The organism is Sphingobium indicum BiD32 (assembly GCF_000382885.1).
Lineage (GTDB): Bacteria > Pseudomonadota > Alphaproteobacteria > Sphingomonadales > Sphingomonadaceae > Sphingobium > Sphingobium japonicum_C.
Genome location: NZ_CAVK010000250.1, coordinates 75,600 through 91,052, shown reverse-complemented (window position 1 = coordinate 91,052; position 15,453 = coordinate 75,600). Strand labels below are relative to the sequence as shown.

General features: G+C 61.4%; 19 protein-coding genes. 18 read left to right on the top strand and 1 reads right to left on the bottom strand.

Going from position 1 to position 15,453, the window contains the following annotated elements; translation table 11 throughout:
- The first annotated feature begins 71 nt into the window (after nucleotides 1–71).
- From EBBID32_RS22305 to EBBID32_RS22280, 6 genes are all read left to right on the top strand, one after another.
- Complete coding sequence (locus tag EBBID32_RS22305; RefSeq protein ID WP_440590975.1) at nucleotides 72–704, top strand: DUF7146 domain-containing protein; 633 nt, start codon at nucleotides 72–74, stop codon at nucleotides 702–704.
- Nucleotides 705–724: 20 nt separating this feature from the next.
- On the top strand, nucleotides 725–2,224 hold the full coding sequence (locus EBBID32_RS22300) for a YfjI family protein (RefSeq protein WP_051093408.1): 1,500 nt from the start codon (nucleotides 725–727) through the stop codon (nucleotides 2,222–2,224).
- 277 nt (nucleotides 2,225–2,501) lie between these two features.
- Nucleotides 2,502–2,729: a hypothetical protein gene (locus EBBID32_RS22295; protein WP_006967505.1), complete on the top strand. Its 228-nt coding sequence runs from the start codon at nucleotides 2,502–2,504 to the stop codon at nucleotides 2,727–2,729.
- 127 nt (nucleotides 2,730–2,856) lie between these two features.
- On the top strand, nucleotides 2,857–3,321 hold the full coding sequence (locus tag EBBID32_RS22290) for a hypothetical protein (protein WP_037492462.1): 465 nt from the start codon (nucleotides 2,857–2,859) through the stop codon (nucleotides 3,319–3,321).
- The gene (locus EBBID32_RS22285) at nucleotides 3,318–3,671 is read left to right on the top strand and encodes a hypothetical protein (protein ID WP_006967503.1); all 354 of its coding nucleotides are present in this window, start codon (nucleotides 3,318–3,320) and stop codon (nucleotides 3,669–3,671) included. Before EBBID32_RS22290 ends, EBBID32_RS22285 begins: the two co-directional genes overlap by 4 nt.
- 49 nt (nucleotides 3,672–3,720) lie before the next feature.
- A complete protein-coding gene (locus EBBID32_RS22280) occupies nucleotides 3,721–4,296 on the top strand; it encodes a hypothetical protein (protein WP_006967499.1) in 576 nt (191 codons plus the stop codon).
- Nucleotides 4,297–4,596: 300 nt separating this feature from the next.
- Here EBBID32_RS22280 and EBBID32_RS22275 read toward each other — a convergent pair whose 3' ends face one another.
- Nucleotides 4,597–5,190 (bottom strand): hypothetical protein, encoded by a 594-nt coding sequence (locus EBBID32_RS22275; RefSeq protein ID WP_156022660.1) that lies wholly within the window; start codon nucleotides 5,188–5,190, stop codon nucleotides 4,597–4,599.
- Between the two features lie 91 nt (nucleotides 5,191–5,281).
- Between EBBID32_RS22275 and EBBID32_RS24340 the strand changes: the two genes are divergently transcribed.
- The 12 genes from EBBID32_RS24340 to EBBID32_RS22220 all read left to right on the top strand — a co-directional run bounded on the left by EBBID32_RS24340 (nucleotide 5,282) and on the right by EBBID32_RS22220 (nucleotide 15,444).
- On the top strand, nucleotides 5,282–5,455 hold the full coding sequence (locus EBBID32_RS24340) for a hypothetical protein (protein ID WP_156022659.1): 174 nt from the start codon (nucleotides 5,282–5,284) through the stop codon (nucleotides 5,453–5,455).
- A gap of 541 nt (nucleotides 5,456–5,996) precedes the next feature.
- Entirely contained in the window at nucleotides 5,997–6,485 is a 489-nt protein-coding gene (locus EBBID32_RS22270) for a hypothetical protein (RefSeq protein ID WP_006967496.1), read from the top strand.
- A 4-nt stretch (nucleotides 6,486–6,489) separates the two neighbouring features.
- The gene (locus EBBID32_RS22265; RefSeq protein WP_006967493.1) at nucleotides 6,490–8,445 is read left to right on the top strand and encodes a phage terminase large subunit family protein; all 1,956 of its coding nucleotides are present in this window, start codon (nucleotides 6,490–6,492) and stop codon (nucleotides 8,443–8,445) included.
- Nucleotide 8,446: 1 nt separating this feature from the next.
- On the top strand, nucleotides 8,447–8,665 hold the full coding sequence (locus EBBID32_RS22260) for a phage head-tail joining protein (RefSeq protein WP_006967492.1): 219 nt from the start codon (nucleotides 8,447–8,449) through the stop codon (nucleotides 8,663–8,665).
- On the top strand, nucleotides 8,665–10,191 hold the full coding sequence (locus EBBID32_RS22255) for a phage portal protein (protein ID WP_006967490.1): 1,527 nt from the start codon (nucleotides 8,665–8,667) through the stop codon (nucleotides 10,189–10,191). Before EBBID32_RS22260 ends, EBBID32_RS22255 begins: the two co-directional genes overlap by 1 nt.
- Nucleotides 10,188–12,356 (top strand): ClpP-like prohead protease/major capsid protein fusion protein, encoded by a 2,169-nt coding sequence (locus EBBID32_RS22250; protein ID WP_006967488.1) that lies wholly within the window; start codon nucleotides 10,188–10,190, stop codon nucleotides 12,354–12,356. The genes EBBID32_RS22255 and EBBID32_RS22250 overlap by 4 nt, the downstream gene beginning before the upstream one ends.
- 68 nt (nucleotides 12,357–12,424) lie before the next feature.
- Nucleotides 12,425–12,676: a hypothetical protein gene (locus tag EBBID32_RS22245; RefSeq protein WP_006967487.1), complete on the top strand. Its 252-nt coding sequence runs from the start codon at nucleotides 12,425–12,427 to the stop codon at nucleotides 12,674–12,676.
- Between the two features lie 6 nt (nucleotides 12,677–12,682).
- Nucleotides 12,683–13,018, top strand: coding sequence for a DUF2190 family protein (locus EBBID32_RS22240; protein WP_006967485.1), 336 nt, complete (start codon nucleotides 12,683–12,685; stop codon nucleotides 13,016–13,018).
- Nucleotides 13,018–13,374, top strand: a complete 357-nt coding sequence (locus EBBID32_RS22235; RefSeq protein WP_006967483.1) for a head-tail joining protein — start codon at nucleotides 13,018–13,020, stop codon at nucleotides 13,372–13,374. Before EBBID32_RS22240 ends, EBBID32_RS22235 begins: the two co-directional genes overlap by 1 nt.
- Nucleotides 13,371–14,051 carry a DUF6441 family protein gene (locus EBBID32_RS22230; RefSeq protein ID WP_006967481.1) on the top strand — a complete coding sequence of 227 codons (681 nt, stop codon included), beginning with the start codon at nucleotides 13,371–13,373 and terminating at the stop codon, nucleotides 14,049–14,051. The genes EBBID32_RS22235 and EBBID32_RS22230 overlap by 4 nt, the downstream gene beginning before the upstream one ends.
- A gap of 1 nt (nucleotide 14,052) precedes the next feature.
- Nucleotides 14,053–14,490: a hypothetical protein gene (locus EBBID32_RS22225; protein WP_006967479.1), complete on the top strand. Its 438-nt coding sequence runs from the start codon at nucleotides 14,053–14,055 to the stop codon at nucleotides 14,488–14,490.
- A 15-nt stretch (nucleotides 14,491–14,505) separates the two neighbouring features.
- Nucleotides 14,506–15,444: a phage tail tube protein gene (locus EBBID32_RS22220; protein WP_006967477.1), complete on the top strand. Its 939-nt coding sequence runs from the start codon at nucleotides 14,506–14,508 to the stop codon at nucleotides 15,442–15,444.
- The last annotated feature ends 9 nt before the right edge of the window (nucleotides 15,445–15,453 follow it).

Sequence of the window (15,453 nt, the reverse complement as noted above, 5' to 3'; positions counted from 1 at the left end):
CGCTCGTCGGCAGCGTCAGATGTGTATAAGAGACAGGCAAGGAAGCGGACGCGCGCGAGACGGCGGAACGCATCGCTCTCGCCCGGTCCATCTGGGAACGTGGCGCCCCGCCCGTCGGCACCCCGGCAGAGGTCTATGCCCGATCACGGGGGATCAGCATGACGCTGCCCCCTACCGTCCGCTTCGTCATGACCCCGCGTTGGCGGGATAGCGAAACCGGCGAAGTCGGACGCGATCATCCCGCGATGGTCTGCGCGCTGGTCGATGCGCCGGGCCGGGTCGTGGGTGTCCAGTGCATTTTCCTGCAGGATGGTGGCCGTCGCAAATATGAGCGGCTCCGCGAGGATGGCAGCAAGGCCAAGGCCAAGCTGACCTTCGGCGTGATCGTCGGGTCGGCATTCCGCATCGGCCCGCCATCCGACCATATCGTCATCTGCGAAGGCCCGGAGGATGGACTGACATTGCGCCAGCAACTGCCCGACACGACCGTCTGGGTCGCGTGCGGCACCGCCCTTATGTCCCGCGTGTCGCTGCCATCCTCGATCCATCGGGTCACGCTGGCCGGTGACAATGGCTCGGCGGGGCTAGCCGCCGTCGATCAGGCGACGGCTGCCTATCTGGATGCCGGGATCGCGGTCAACGCGATCTTCCCCGATGACGGGTTCAAGGACTGGAACGATCAGCTTCGCGGGGTGCGCGGCTGATGGCGTCGGTAGCAGATAAAATGCGGGACGCAGACTTTGCGCGTCCAGAGCCTCTGTCGCTTATGGGCGAAGTCGCGAAAGGGGAGAAGTATCCGATACATGCCCTTGGTGAGACGATCGGAGGTGCCGTCGCTGCCATATCCGAAAAGGTGATGGTCCCGCCCGCGCTGGCCGCTAACTCGGTTCTCAGTGCCTGCTCGCTCGCCGTCCAGCCCTACGTCAATGTCCTTCTTCCTATCGGCGATGCCCGGCCCGTTAGCCTTTTTCTCGTCACAGTAGCGGAAAGCGGTGATCGGAAATCCACTACGGACAATCTCGCCACCGGGGAAATCGCAGTCTACCAGCGCGAGCTTCAGGAGCATCATGTTCGATCGGAGCATGAAATCACGGCACGCAAGCTCGCATGGGACGCGAGCAAGGGTGAAGCGCTGGCGACATCGAAAAAGCGGGGCCGGGAGGCGATTGAGCAGGCGCTCAACGATCTGGGCGCGAAGCCGCTAGATCCTATGGTGCCGACCATTACCGTCCGCGTCGGCACGACACAGGGCCTTCTCAAGCAATTCGAAATCGCCCGGCCTTCCCTCGGCCTGATGTCAGACGAAGGCGGCTCGTGGTTGGGCGGCTATGGACTGTCGGAAGACAACCGCCTGTTCACCGTGGCGACGCTCAGCGACCTATGGGATGGCCAGCCTGTCCAGCGCCTCACGGCTGGGGAAGGCGCGACATCGCTATATGGACGTCGCCTGACCTTCCACATGATGATCCAGCCGGTCCTGGCTGGCCGCCTGCTGGGCGACGCTGAGTTCAAAGGCCAGGGCTTCCTGAGCCGCCTACTCGTCGCACAACCTGAAAGTCTGGTTGGCACCCGGTTCGTTGATCCACATGCGCCGGTGGACGACACGATCGCGCAGCGGATCGACAGCTATAACCGCAGACTGGCGCAGATCATCCGAGCGAAAATGCCCATGGATGAGGATACGAGGGCGCTGCGGCCCAATCCTGTTCCCCTGTCTCGCTCCGCCCAAATACTTTGGTGGGACTTCTCAAACGAGATGGAGAAGCGCGCAGGCAAGGATGGCGACATGAGTGAGGTCAGGGGCTTTGCACTCAAACTGGCGGAACATGCGGCGCGCATCGCGGCTGTGCTTTCTGTGTTCCAACAAGGCCCTCGGATCGAAGAAATTGAAGACGAGCAGATGGCCAACGGCATCTTGCTCGCACGATACTATCTTGCGGAGGCCGCGCGCCTATTCGGCTCTGCCTCCCCCAATCCTATCATAATGGCGGCCCAAAAGGTTTCCGACTGGCTGAAGGACAAGTGGGGTGAGAACCTGATCTCGGTCGGCATTCTTCAGAATTTTGGGCCACCCGCGGTAAAGAAGAAGGCCGCCACCTTCGTGAAAGATGTCATCGCCGTGCTGGTAGAGCACGATCATTTGTCTGCCCGGCTACCCAGCGGCGGCATGGTCAGCGGCAATAAAGTCCGCGACGTGTGGCGGGTGCAGGTGCGCAATGACTAAACTTTCGCCAACAATAGCCTGCGATAGCTATTCCGTCGACGCCTTCGAAGCGTCCGCGAAAGCCGAGGATTTCCGCCGTTTTCGTATCGATCGCGACGAAACTTTAGCCGCTTTAGCTACTTTAGCCGGGGGCAGTGAATGGGCGACGGGTGTTCATGCCCTGATCGCGTACACGTGCCCTGCATTTCATAGCCCGTCGGAGTGGGACACGCTTTGCTGGCGTGTCTATTCATTCGCAACCGCATGGGCAGATGACGGCCTGCGTTATGGCTGGACGTTGCTCGATATGTTTGGCTGCAATCCTGACCCGATCGCGCGCCGGGTCGATCGCAACGGTGTTGCCATGACGCTGGGCCGGATGCTCTCGCCGCTTACCGTCGCTGCCGTCGATGCGGACGCCTGGCACTTCGCCGACCAACGCGGCACCCTCCTTCGTTTCACCCGCATGGATCGCGCCGGGCAGGTTCCGATGTGGATCGCCTATCGCGCTCACGGGGGTCCGTAACAATAGCCAAGGCGTAGCTAAAGTGGAGCTAAAGTTATCATTGCCAACCTCAATTCACCACATCCTACATAGGAATGGAGGGCGGCTATCCTATTGTAATATATACAATAATAAGGATATTTTCATTATGAGTGGACGGTTTGATGTAGGCTTTAGCCGCACTAAGGCTAAAGTAGCTAAAGTAGCTAAAGATGGGATGGAAGGGGCGCTTTGGCCAAGCGCCTCACATGCGGAAATTCCGTTGGAACATCTGATGCTCTGCTGGACGCCCGGCGTTCACGTCATGGCGGTTCTTCATCCCGACTATGACGATAACGGGGTTCTGCTGGATCGCAGTGACCTCGCCTGCTCTGACGGCTGGGCCTCGATTGGTGACATGGACCGAATGGACAAACTGTATGGGGTTCTTGGGGAGATTATCGTGCGCGATAGTGTGTCCTTGGAGGCCGTTCGCCGCGCCCTCTCATATTGCCCGGAAGCGGTTCGGTTGGGACTAGCCCCTGAGCCGCCCATGAAACGCGGCGGGCTGGCGCTGTGCCGCTTTAGTCAGATTGACCCAGATGGGCGCATACGGGGGCCATTTACGTCATGATCCACCAAGGCACGGTCGTTTGGCAGTTGGGGCGCATCCATCAAGCCTATGCCACTTACAGCAAGAACGGGGTTCGTAGGGCGCGTCGGCCCTTCGATAGCTGGTGGGAGCCGGGTTCGATCTGGGCAGTCACCGACCCCTCCGATGCGCTGGAGTTCTCCGCGTTTCAGATTGGTGTGACCCTGCGCGAGATAGGCGGACTGGGAGTGGTGGACGAGATTATCGGCCTGTTCCGCGATGAACATGGGCCAGATGCCACCGGCTGGCTGGCTAACATCTGGGGCGAACTGCAACCGGATTGTGATGCGCGTCAGCAGTTCGTCTTGCGCTTCGGAGGTCGCTCCGCGTGAACCGACACGGCGCGGGCAGCACGATTACCCATATTGGAAGGATGGCGAGGTGAAGGACGAACAGGGTCGCTGGTGCATCCTGCGCATGTCGGGCGGCAACACGCTGCCGGTCGCACGGTCGCTGGGCGAGGCGGGGTTTGACGTCTGGACGCCGGTGGAAGTGCAAAAGCGGCGCGTTGGCCGCGACCGGCTGGTCCGCGAGATATCGTTGCCGATTACGCCGGGCATCGTGTTCGCGCGGGACGATCGGCTGGACGACCTGATCGTGATGATGCGCGCGCCGACACCGACATTCCTCGCATGGAACCCAACCACGCGGCGCATGGAACTGCACGGCTGCCCCTATTTTTCGGTATTCCGGCATCAGGGCAAATTTCCCCGCATAGCTGATCGCCAGTTGGACCCGCTACGACAGGCAGAGCGGCGGATGCGGCCACGGTCCAAGGAGGCGACGGTCCATGCAGGAGACGAGGTCCGCATACCGTCGTCAGCCTTCGGTGGCCTGATCGGGGTGGTGGATAAGACCAAGGGCCGGTTTGCGATGGTGCGGATCACCGCCGCCATCGGTGAGATGATGGTCGAGGTGGAGATGTGCGACCTGATCGCCAGCAAGACGGCGGCTTGATGGGCGCTGCGCTGAAATCCGGCGCTTGACGGCGAGTCTCGGCTTAGGGTAGACCTGCGTCAGCCTTTCGGCACCGCTGCTCCAGCAGCCTGGGTTACCGACCGTCCAAGTGTGCTTGCACCATGGTTCGCCCCATTGATGCCCCCGTTTATGGGGGAGTGCGGCGCAATGTCCAAAATTCTAAAGCAGCCTGGAACAGTCCGGCGGATCGTCAGGCTCATCCGCTTCTCGCTGTGGCAGCCACCATTGGAGGCGACCATGCATGTTCTAACTGGCGGTTCCAGCCTTTCGCGCGGCATCTCACTCGACTTCCGCCATCTTGGCATCACAGGCGATGAGGTGGCTCGTCAACTCGCGAATTTGGGTAGCGATGGCTCGGATTTCGGCAGTGGGACTTCCCATCAAGACAACTCTGCCTTGGGCGTCGATCCGATGGCGGAGGTTGCGGACGAGAGCGGTTTCTCTTGCCATGAGCTTGACCCTAAGAATGTTACCCTCGATCCAGAACCGGGTAAGCGGTGAAGTGTCTATCTGATGAAAGATAGATGGGATCAGGGGGTCATATTGGTTCGGCTCAATATCGTTTGATGGGATGAAAACAATGTCGCCTGGCGACTCGTCGGCAGTGGTTGTGCCGGTCACATCTTCGAGTATGCCAGATGGGTTTTGCCAGACGGCATGATGCATTGCTTCGATATAGCTTCCCGGTGTCTCCTGTAGATACCAACCCCAGACGGCTTGACCGCCGTTGGCGGCTACGATTTGACGCACGTTTTGGTAGCACTGGCCGTTCTGGAGGTTGTGGGTTCGCGGGACGACAACAGGCAATTGTCCTGGGAAATTTCGTTCGATGAATGTCCGGCCTACAGCGCTGTTCACGTCTAGTTTGCGCATGAGTATTCCCCTTGCGCCCGATCCTATCATATGCGCAGCGGGAGTCATCAGCAGGCCCACGCCGGACATTTAACCAGTCATCGGAGCGCCCATGTCCCAGCGCCCTTCCCCAGCCGATCAGATGGAACGCCTTGCCGGCGAGTTGCACATGCTGGCCTTCGACATGCGCGAGCCGTCACGATCGACCGCCCGGTCTGATCGCATCATTGACGAGGCTGAGCGGATAGCTGGCGATGTGCGGCGCGTGGTGCGAGGCAAGCCGTGACTAGCGACGGATATGTACCTCCGCGCCCGCCCTGCTTAGGCTGGCTGGCTCATAACACTAGATCGTGTGGTTGTTACCGCGACAGCGAGGCGAGCATGCCCACAAGACCTACCGCCGGACACAAGGGCATCCCGGCCCGATCCAGCGGGCAATACCGCATTCGCTGGTCCATCGTCAGCCATGGGAATGGGCACCAGATCTCGCGCGAGCGCATGTGCATCGCAGAGCGGAAGAGGAGATGGTTCGGCTGGTGGCCGATGTTGCACGCTGAATGGAGGTTTGAGGAAGCTGAAGCGGAGCGCGACATTGAGCGCGACAAAGAACTTCGAGCACCGCTGCCTGCCCCCCGCGTCGTCACGTAACATTGTTGCGCGACGACGCAACGAACCACCCCACCCTTGGGTCCTTCCCAGCCGATCAACAAGTACGGGGGGCAAAGGCGCAGAAACTCGCTAGCCACGAAAGTCGCCTTAGTTCTTCCTCCCCAAAGTAATAAACGACGGTTTTCTGCGGGTTACACAGTAATCGAACAGGGAAGTGCATGGACATCGACCTGAACGAACCGACCCGGCCCCACCTTGCCGCTCTACTCGGATGTTCCAGCCGCTGGATCGGCGAGCTGCGTTCAAAGGGTGACCTCCCTGCGGACGGAGCCAGTTGGGCTGAAAATCTTGAAGCCTATGTCAACATCAAGATCGGGCGGCATGACCCCGACAGCCTGGACCTGGAATCAGAGCGCGCGCGGCTTGCCAAGGAACAGGCCGACGGCAAGGCCATGGACAATGCCGAGCGTCGCAAGGAACTGGCGTCGCGCACTGACATGATCGCCGCCGGCGCAGGCGTCATCATCATGGCCGTGTCCCGGCTTCAACAGATCGGCGCGCAGGTTGCCCAGGGCGACACGAAACTGCGCAAGAGGATCGAAACCGCCATCAACGACGTGCTGACAGATCTCAGCATGACACGCATCGAGGAGGCGGTCGGCGGGGGCTTGGATGACGAGGAAGCCCCAGAAGACGAAGGCGACTGAGGCAATGCGGGTCACGGGCGTCGATGGCGCAATCGTTGCCCAGCACTGGCTTTCAGCGTTCGCACCCAAAATAAGGCCGAAGCTGTCGCAGTTCATGTGCGATCACGCCAGGTCGGACGATGGCGCAAAGATCCGGCCGTTCCCGTTTCAGTCGGACATGGCGGACGCCTTTACCGACCCGGAAACGTCACAGGTATCGGTCCGCAAGAGCAGCCGCATCGGCTATTCGACCATTCTGCAATCCTTCGTCGCATGGCGCATCAAATACGATCCGGCGCGCACACTCATCTACCAGCCGACGATCGATGACGCCGAGAAGTTCAGCCGCGACGACCTCGACCCCGTCCTGCAATGGCCCGTCGTTCGCTCGGTTGCCCAGTTCAAGCCGCGGCATTCGGATAATCAGATCCGGGCGAAGCGGTACAAGGGCGGGTGGATACAGATCAAGGGCGCGAACAGCCCCAAGGAGTTTCGCCGCGTCACGTCCGATGACGTGTTCCTCGAAGAATGTGACGGCTATCCGTGGGCCTCGAAGGAGGAAGGCGACCCGGCCCGACTGGCATACAAGCGCAACCTGACATCGCCCCGGCGCTTCAGTGCGGCTGGATCGACGCCCAAAGTCAAGGGCTTCAGTCGCATCGATTCGATGTTTGAACAGGGCAGTCAGGAATATCGATATGTCCCCTGCCCTGACTGCGGCCACATGCAGACGCTGGTGTTCGGCGACGGCACTGGCCCTGGCATCAGGTGGGAGCCGAAGGAAAATCCGACCCGCGCGTGGTATCAGTGCGAGAATGGATGCGAGATCTCCGAGGCTGAAAAGCCATGGATGGATGAGAATGGGGAATGGCGAGCGCATAATCCGGGCGCTTTCCCCCGCCACCGATCGTTCCACATCTGGGCTGCCTACAGCCAGCATCCAGGCGCGGCATGGCTAGAAATCGCCCGCGAGTTCATGGAGGTCCGCAAGGATCCGAACCTGCTCCGCACCTTCGTCAACCAGGTTCTGGGGGAGGCATGGGCCGAACGCGGCGAAGCGCCCGAGTGGCAGCGGCTCTATGACCGGCGGGAGAAGACCATGCGACTGGGCACGCCGCCAGCATGGGCCGGGCTGCTGATCGGCGCAGCGGACGTCCAGCGGGGCGGCGGCGGGCGCATCGACATGGACATCTGGGCATTTGGCGCGGGTAAGCGCCGAGCGTTTGTCGAGCGCGTCGAAGTATTTGGCCCTATCGCGGACAAGCGAACATGGAGCAAGCTTGATCAGGAAGTCGCGCGGACCTGGGAATCGGAAGACGGCCGTCAGTTGAGGCTCGCACGTGTAGCTGTCGATTCCGGTGACGGCGAGAATACGATGGAAGTGTATCAGTGGGCGCGCCGCCACCCTGGCTTTGCCATGGCGGTGAAGGGGCGCGAAAGTATCGCTGCCCAGCAAGCCATAGGCAGTCCCACTTGGCAGGATGTCACGGTCAACGGCCGCAAGCTCAAGCGCGGTGTACGACTGTGGAACATCGGCACATCGATGTTGAAAATGGAGCTTTACGGCCAGCTTGGACTGGAAAAGCCGGTCGATGGCGACGAATATCCGGACGGCTATATCTATCTACCCGACGGCTTGGGTGATGAGTGGATCAAGCAGCTGGTCGCCGAAGAGCTGCGGTTCGTGAAGCTGCGCAACGGCGGCGTCCGGCGCGAATGGCACAAAGTCAGGGACCGAAACGAAGCGCTCGACAATGCGATCTACGCCCGCGCCGTGTCCGTGAGTCTGGGCATCGATCAATGGAAGCCGAAACAGTGGGCGCGGGCCATGGGCGAGCATGTCGTCCCGAAGGGCGCGCCAGCCGATGAGCCGAATGCTGATGCCCCCGCTGAACGTACCGCAACGTTGCCAACCAAACCCAAAGCCGAACGCCGCGTGAAGCAGCGGCGGGACAATCCTTACACGAGCAGGAGGCGGTAGTATGACGACATGGGCCGTTTCCGACCTCGCTAGCGTGCGATCGGCGATTTCCTCCGGCATCCGTTCCGTCACCTTCGCTGATGGTCGCCGGACCGAATATCACTCGCTCGATCAGCTGCTCGCCGCAGAGCGTGTTATCGAAGCTGCGTTGAAGATGCAGGCGCAGGCCGTAAGCGGAGTGCTTCGGCGCCGCACACCATATTATCGGAACGGGCTATAATGCCCAGCTTTATTGACCGCATCCTTGGGCGCGGCGGCAAGGCTGGCGCGGATGAGAATATCGCGAAGCCCGCGCGCCAACGCATTCGCACTGCCCAGCGCGCGGAATATGATGGCGCTACAGTTGGTCGCCGCGCGGCCGGATGGCGGCGCACCCGGCTGGACGCTAACGGCGAGCTTACACCGGCCACCCAAATGGCGTTGCGCGGCATCGCGCGCGATCTCGACCGCAATAATCCATGGGCGCAGTCCGGCGCGAACAAGATCGCCGAGCACATGGTCGGGACGGGTATCACGTTCCAGGTCTATCGCAACGGCAAGGTCGATGACGCTCTGAACGAGCTTGCTCGCAAGCATTTCGACACCACGAGTTGCGATGCGGCTGGCCGGCACGACCTGTATGGCATCCAGTTGCAGGCCGCGCGCACTATCGTCGTCAGCGGCAGTGTGATCCTGCGCCGCCGGTGGCGCAGGAAGAGCGATCGCCTTCCTCTACCCATGCAGTTGCAGTTGCTTGAGCCTGATTATATCGATGGCTCGCGCAATGGTCCGATGGCGGCCTCGCCGGGGATGACGGCGGGTTATTTTGTTCACGGTATCCAGTTTAGCCCACTCGGCCGCCGCGAGGGTTATTGGCTCTACAATACGCATCCGGGCTCGACGCGCCCAAGTGATAGCACCTCGACCTACGTCTTGGATCGCGATGTGGCCCATGTTTTCCGGGCCGATCGTCCAGAGCAGGAACATGGCGCGACGTGGTTCGCCCCGGTCATCCTGCGGATGAAGGACTTTGGGGACTATGAAGACGCGCAGCTGACGCGCCAAAAGATCGCCGCGGCCTTTGCTGGTTATGTGAAGGGCGATGAGGACGGCCAATTCCCAGGCATCGGCAACGATGTAGACGACGACGATCCTGCCGATCGCGAACCACTCGACTTCGTGGAAAGTGGCACGATCCAGTATCTGCGACCGGGCGAGGAAATCACGTTTCCGACCCCGCCCGGTGTCGACGGCTACATGGACTATTCCCGCGTGTCTCAGCGGGCGATCTCGGCCGGGCTGGGCGTGCCGTATGAACTTCTTACCGGCGACCTGTCCCAGGTCAGCTTCATCTCCGGCAGGTTCGGGCGGCTGACCTTCAATCGCGCCGTTTCCACGTGGCAATGGCTCATGTTCATTCCGCAATTCTGTGCGTCAGTAGAACGGTGGTTCCTCGAAGCCGCCGAAATGGAAGGGCACAATATCGCGGGCGTTTCCATGCGCTGGACACCGCCAAAGCAAGAAATGCTGGATCCAGCGAGCGAAGTCCCCGCCAACCGCGATGCCATCCGGTCAGGCCAGAAAACCTTGAGCGGGGTCATCCGCGAGAACGGTGACGACCCCGACACCTTCTTCGCGGAGATGGCTAGCGACGCAAAGCGGCTCGACGATCTTGGGCTCATTCTCGACTGCGACCCGCGCCGCGTGACGGCCGTCGGCAACCCTACCGAACCCAGGCCCGCCACCGGCGAAGGAACACGTAAATGATCGAAATCCTGATTTATGGGATCGTCGGCGATGAATGGGACGGCCTGGACGCCAAAACCATCTTCGCCCTGATCGCTGGCGGCGACGGGGATATCGTCGTTCGCATCAACTCGCCCGGCGGCTACGTCATGGAAGGGCTCGCCATCTTCAACGCCATTGTCGGCGCGAAGGCGGCGGGGCGGAAGGTCACTGTCCATATCGACGGCCTTGCCGCCTCGATGGCGTCCGTGATCGCCATGGCGGGCGATGAGATCATCATGGCCGACAACGCGCTGATGATGATCCACAATCCCTGGGATGTCGCGATCGGCGACGCGCGGGAGCTGCGCGCTGCCGCAGACAAGCTCGACATCATCCGCGATCAGCTGGTGCGCATCTATTCCGGTCAGACTGGTATTTCCGCCGATGAACTGATCGCGATGCTCGATGCGGAGACCTGGCTCACATCCGAGCAGGCGCTCGAGCAGAATTTCATTACGTCCATCTCGGAAGCGTCGAGTGCTTCTGCCTGCGACGTCAAAGCATTCGGGTTCAAGCATGTGCCCGATAGCCCGCTCATCTCCGCAATGGCGATGGCGCGCACCACCCCGACGGCGCCCACGCCAAAGACCAAGGACCATTCCATGAACCTTTATCAGACCCGCGCGGCGCTGGTTGCCGCGATCGCCAAGTTCCAGAAGGACGGCGGCACCCAGGAAGAGATCGACAAGATCCGCAATTCCGCCATCGCGCTCGACGCCAAGGACGCCCTGCCCGCCACCGGCGCGCTTGCCGGCACACCTGGAACGTCGCCTACCGACACCTCGGTTACCGCCCTGACCGCCGCAGATGTCCAGAACGCTGTCGCCACCGAGCGCGCACGTGTCGCCGGCATCCGCAACTTGGGCACCAAGCACGGCATGGAGGCCGCGTTTATCGATGAATTGATCAATTCCGACACGACCCTTGCCGTCGCGCGGGAGAAGATCCTCGACAAGCTCGCGGAACAGGGTGACGCCGCCAATATCGGTCATAATAGCCCCGCCCGGGTCACCACCGACCAGCGCGAAAAGTTCATCGAAGGCGCGACCAACTGGATTCTCGTGAAGGCTGGCGTCGCGCCCATGATCGAGCAGGCCGCCGCCGCGCGCGGCGAAACCCTGCGCATCGATCCTGGCGAGTTCCGGGGCGTGCGCAACGTCGATCTGGCGCGCGAAGCCCTGTCGAACATGGGCGTCAACATTGCGTCGCGCGACCCCGATGCAATCGTGCGGGAAGCGATGACCGCACGGGGTGCGGTGATCACACAGACGACCAGCGACTTCCCCGTCCTGTTCGAAAATGCGATCCATCGCACTCTGCAGGCCGCCTATGCGATCACGCCGGACACATGGTCTCGCTTCTGCGGCACCGGTACGGTAACGGACTTCCGTGATCACAGCCGCTACCTGCGCGGCAGCTTCGGCGCGCTCGACAATGTCAACGAGGCTGGCGAGTTCAAGAACAAGCCGATCCCCGACCTGGCCAAGGAGAAGATCCGCGCGACCACCAAGGGTAACATCATCAACCTGTCGCGCCAGGCGATCGTCAATGACGATATGGAAGTATTTTCCGGCCTCGCCGTCGATCTTGGACGTGCGGCAAAGCTGACCATCGAAATCGATGTCTATGCACTCCTCAACTCCAATCCGTTGATGAACGATGGCATTGCCCTATTCCACGCCACCCACGGCAACCTTGCCGGCGTCGGTGCAGCGCCAAGCATGGCATCGTTTGACGCGATCGACGCCGCGATGGGCGCGCAGAAGGATATCAGCGGAAACGAGTATCTCGAAATCACGCCGAGCGTGCTGCTGGTCCCGCGTGGCCTTCGCGGCGCTGCATTGACGATCAATGGCAGCGAATATGACCCCGATGCCGTCAATAAGCTCCAGAAGCCCAATATCGTGAAGGGCATGTTCAGCGACATCGTGGCGACGCAGCGGATCACCGGCACGGCTTACTACGCTTTTGCCGATCCGAATGTCGCGCCGGCGATCGAGGTTGTGTTCCTCAACGGGGTCACCGAGCCCTTCACCGACAGTCAGGACGGCTGGCGGGTCGATGGCGTCGAATGGAAGGTGCGGCACGATTACGGCGTCGGCGCGGTGAACTACCGCTCCGCTTACAAGCAGCCGGGGGCATAACCGTCGGGGGACATTGAGGCAATGGCAGGCGCGATTTCGGTCGCGCCAGCTATTCCAGGAGACCATCCATGAAATTCATCAAACTTACCACTGCCGCTCACGTCAACGGCGTGTTGCGCCACCCCCACGAGGGCGTCCTGCATGTCACCGATGGAGAGGCGAAGCGTGTCATCGAGAATGATGCCGCGCTGGACGTGACGGACGACTTTTCCGACCTGCAGGATGCGCAGACGCCTGCAGAATCCATCACCACCGATGCCGACAGGGGTGCGCCAAACCGGCGTGCTGCCAAGCCTGCGGCCGATACCGCAAAGGAGTAAGCCGCGATGGCACGCAACTATGTTCAGCCGGGGGAAACCCTGACTTTCACCGCACCCTACGATGTCACCGCCGGTGGCGGCTTTCTGGTTGGCGTTCAATTTGCTGTTGCCCTGACCGATGCCGCCAACGGGGCTTCGGTCGAGGGTCGGGTGAGGGATGTCTGGGATATCGCCAAGGCGACTGGTGAAGCCTGGACGGCGTTCGCCAAAGTCTATTGGGACAATACCAATAAGCGTCTTACGACCACGTCGGCGGGCAACACCTATGTTGGCGTATCGGTCCAGGCCGCCGCATCTGCCGATACCGTCGGGCGCGTCAAGCTCAACGGTACTCCCGCATAATGCCCGATCCGTTCGCTTCGGCGCTGGACGCCATATTCACGGCACCCGGCTCCGAAGCGGCGGAACACACCTCCATTTTCGGGGTGCAGACATCTGGCGTCCGCATCATCCGGTCGCGCAACGACCAGATGGCGCGGCTAGGCGATGCGCCCATCATCACCGGCACGCACCTGATCGAAGTCCGCAAATCCCAGCTGCCGGACCTGCGCGAAGGCGATACGATCATCGTCGGGCAGATCGGAGAAGATGATATCTTCACCCCGGTGGAGGAACTGGTTTTGACCGGGGAGCCTGTCGGCGATAGCGAGAATCTGACATGGACAATCGGCGCAGAGCCGGTTGACGCGTCCCGTTGAGGATCAGCGCTGAATATCGGCCCGGTTCGCTCACCAAGATGCTGGACGTCATCGAGGGCGAGATCGCCGATGATGTCACCCAGATCATGCGCGAAGAAACGCGTGATCTCACCATGGATTATCGCCAGCAGGTTCGTGACGCGGGCATGGGCAATCGCCTTGCCAACACATGGCGCGCCGAGGTCTATCCCAAGGGCGGGCGGTCCCTCAATCCGGCAGGCTATATCTGGTCGAATGCGCCAGTCATCATCGACGCGTTTGCGCGGGGCGCACATATTCGCCCGGTCAACGGCGCGAAGTGGCTGTGGATACCGACCCGAAACGTACCTGCCCGACGTCGCGGTGGGACATATGCATCCTCGGTCAAGCGCTCCAATGGAACGCGGATGTCGCCCGAAGAGGTCGAACTGCATTTCAATGCGGAGCTTCAGGTCGTGATCGAGGGCAGCAAGGGATCAGCCTTCATCGACGTCGTGTCGGGCCTGTCCGGGGGCTATCGCCGCGCGACGCCCGGCAGGACGCAGGGACGGCGGGGCATGGCACCGCGCAAGCAGAAAGCTGTGCTGATGTTCAATCTGGTGCGCGGGGTGCGGATGCCGCGATTGTTCGATCTGGACGGGCCAGCACAGAAGCGCGCCGCCAATGTCGCGCGGCGCATACAGGCGCGATGGGGCTGATATGGCGAAAAGTTATGAGGTGGATCAGGCGGTCTCCAATCTGATCCGCCTGGCAGTGCCCGACTATCTCATCATCTCGCTCGACGATGATGGTGGCGATCGGCCTCGGCGCATAGATCCGCGTGGCACGGTGTGGCTGCGTGACGGTGAGCTGGCCGATCCGGACATCGACCTGTCGCCGCCAACCTATCATTACACGCACCGCATCCCGGTGGAGATAGCCGCCTATACATCGTCCGAGCCGCTGCGGCTGGTGCTGGATCGGATGGCGACCATGATCGCGGCCCCGATCAAGGCCGACCGCTTTCTGGGCGGTCTGGTCAATTATATCGACGTCACGGCGCTGGACCTGGTGAACATCAATGTCACAGGCGGCCAGACGCAGAAGGGCGGGATGTTCGACATCATCGCTCAATATTCGACAGACAATCCTCTTTAAGAACGGAGACCTATTATGGGCTTTGCGATGGGCATCAATGCCGTCATGCACGCGGTCGACGAGGTGACCTATGGCGTGACCCCGGCCAGCGGCTTCAAGAAGCTGCCCTTTGTCAGCAGCAGCATGGGCGAAGAACGGCCCCTGATCGAGGATGACCAGCTGGGTTTCGGTCGCGAGGGGCTTGATCCGGCCTATGATGTCGCGACCAATGACGGCGATATCGTCGTGCCTGTCGATCTGGATGCCATTGGCTTCTGGCTGAAGGGATTTTTCGGGGGCGCTGCCGTCACTGGCACGGGTCCCTACACCCATCTGTTCCAGTCCGGCGCAGCGTCGCTGCCATCGCGCTCGATCGAGGTGGGTAACCCCGACGTGCCCAGCTTTTCCGTCCATTATGGCGCTGTCGTCAATCAGCTGCGGATCGCGATGGCGCGGTCGGGGATGCTCAATTGCACCGTGTCGCTGATCGCACAGGGGGAGACCGCGCCCGTCTCGACTTCAGTCGCAGGGACACCCACGGCGCAGCAGGGTGCACGATTCGCACACGCTACCGGCGTTATCAAACGCGACGGCGTGGCGCTGGGCAATATCGTGTCTGCCGACCTGTCCCTGTCCAACTCGCTCGAAAAGGTCGAGGTTATCCGGCAGGATGGGCGGATAGGCGGCGTCGTTCCTGGCGTGGTGCAGGCGCAGCTGCGCATGACGGCGCGCTTCAACAGTCTTGATCTGCTGAATGCCGCAACGGACGGCACACCGATCAACCTGAGTGAAATCGGGTGGGAGCGCGGGACCAGCGGCCTGAAGTTTGAAATGCCGCGCGTGTTCCTGCCGCGCACCAAGCGCACGATCAATGGTCCCGGCGGCATCACGGCGGATTTCAACTGCCAGGCTGCGGCTGCACCCGGCGGGCACAAGATCATGGCGCGGTTGATCAACAGCGTCACCAGCTACTGACGGAGATCA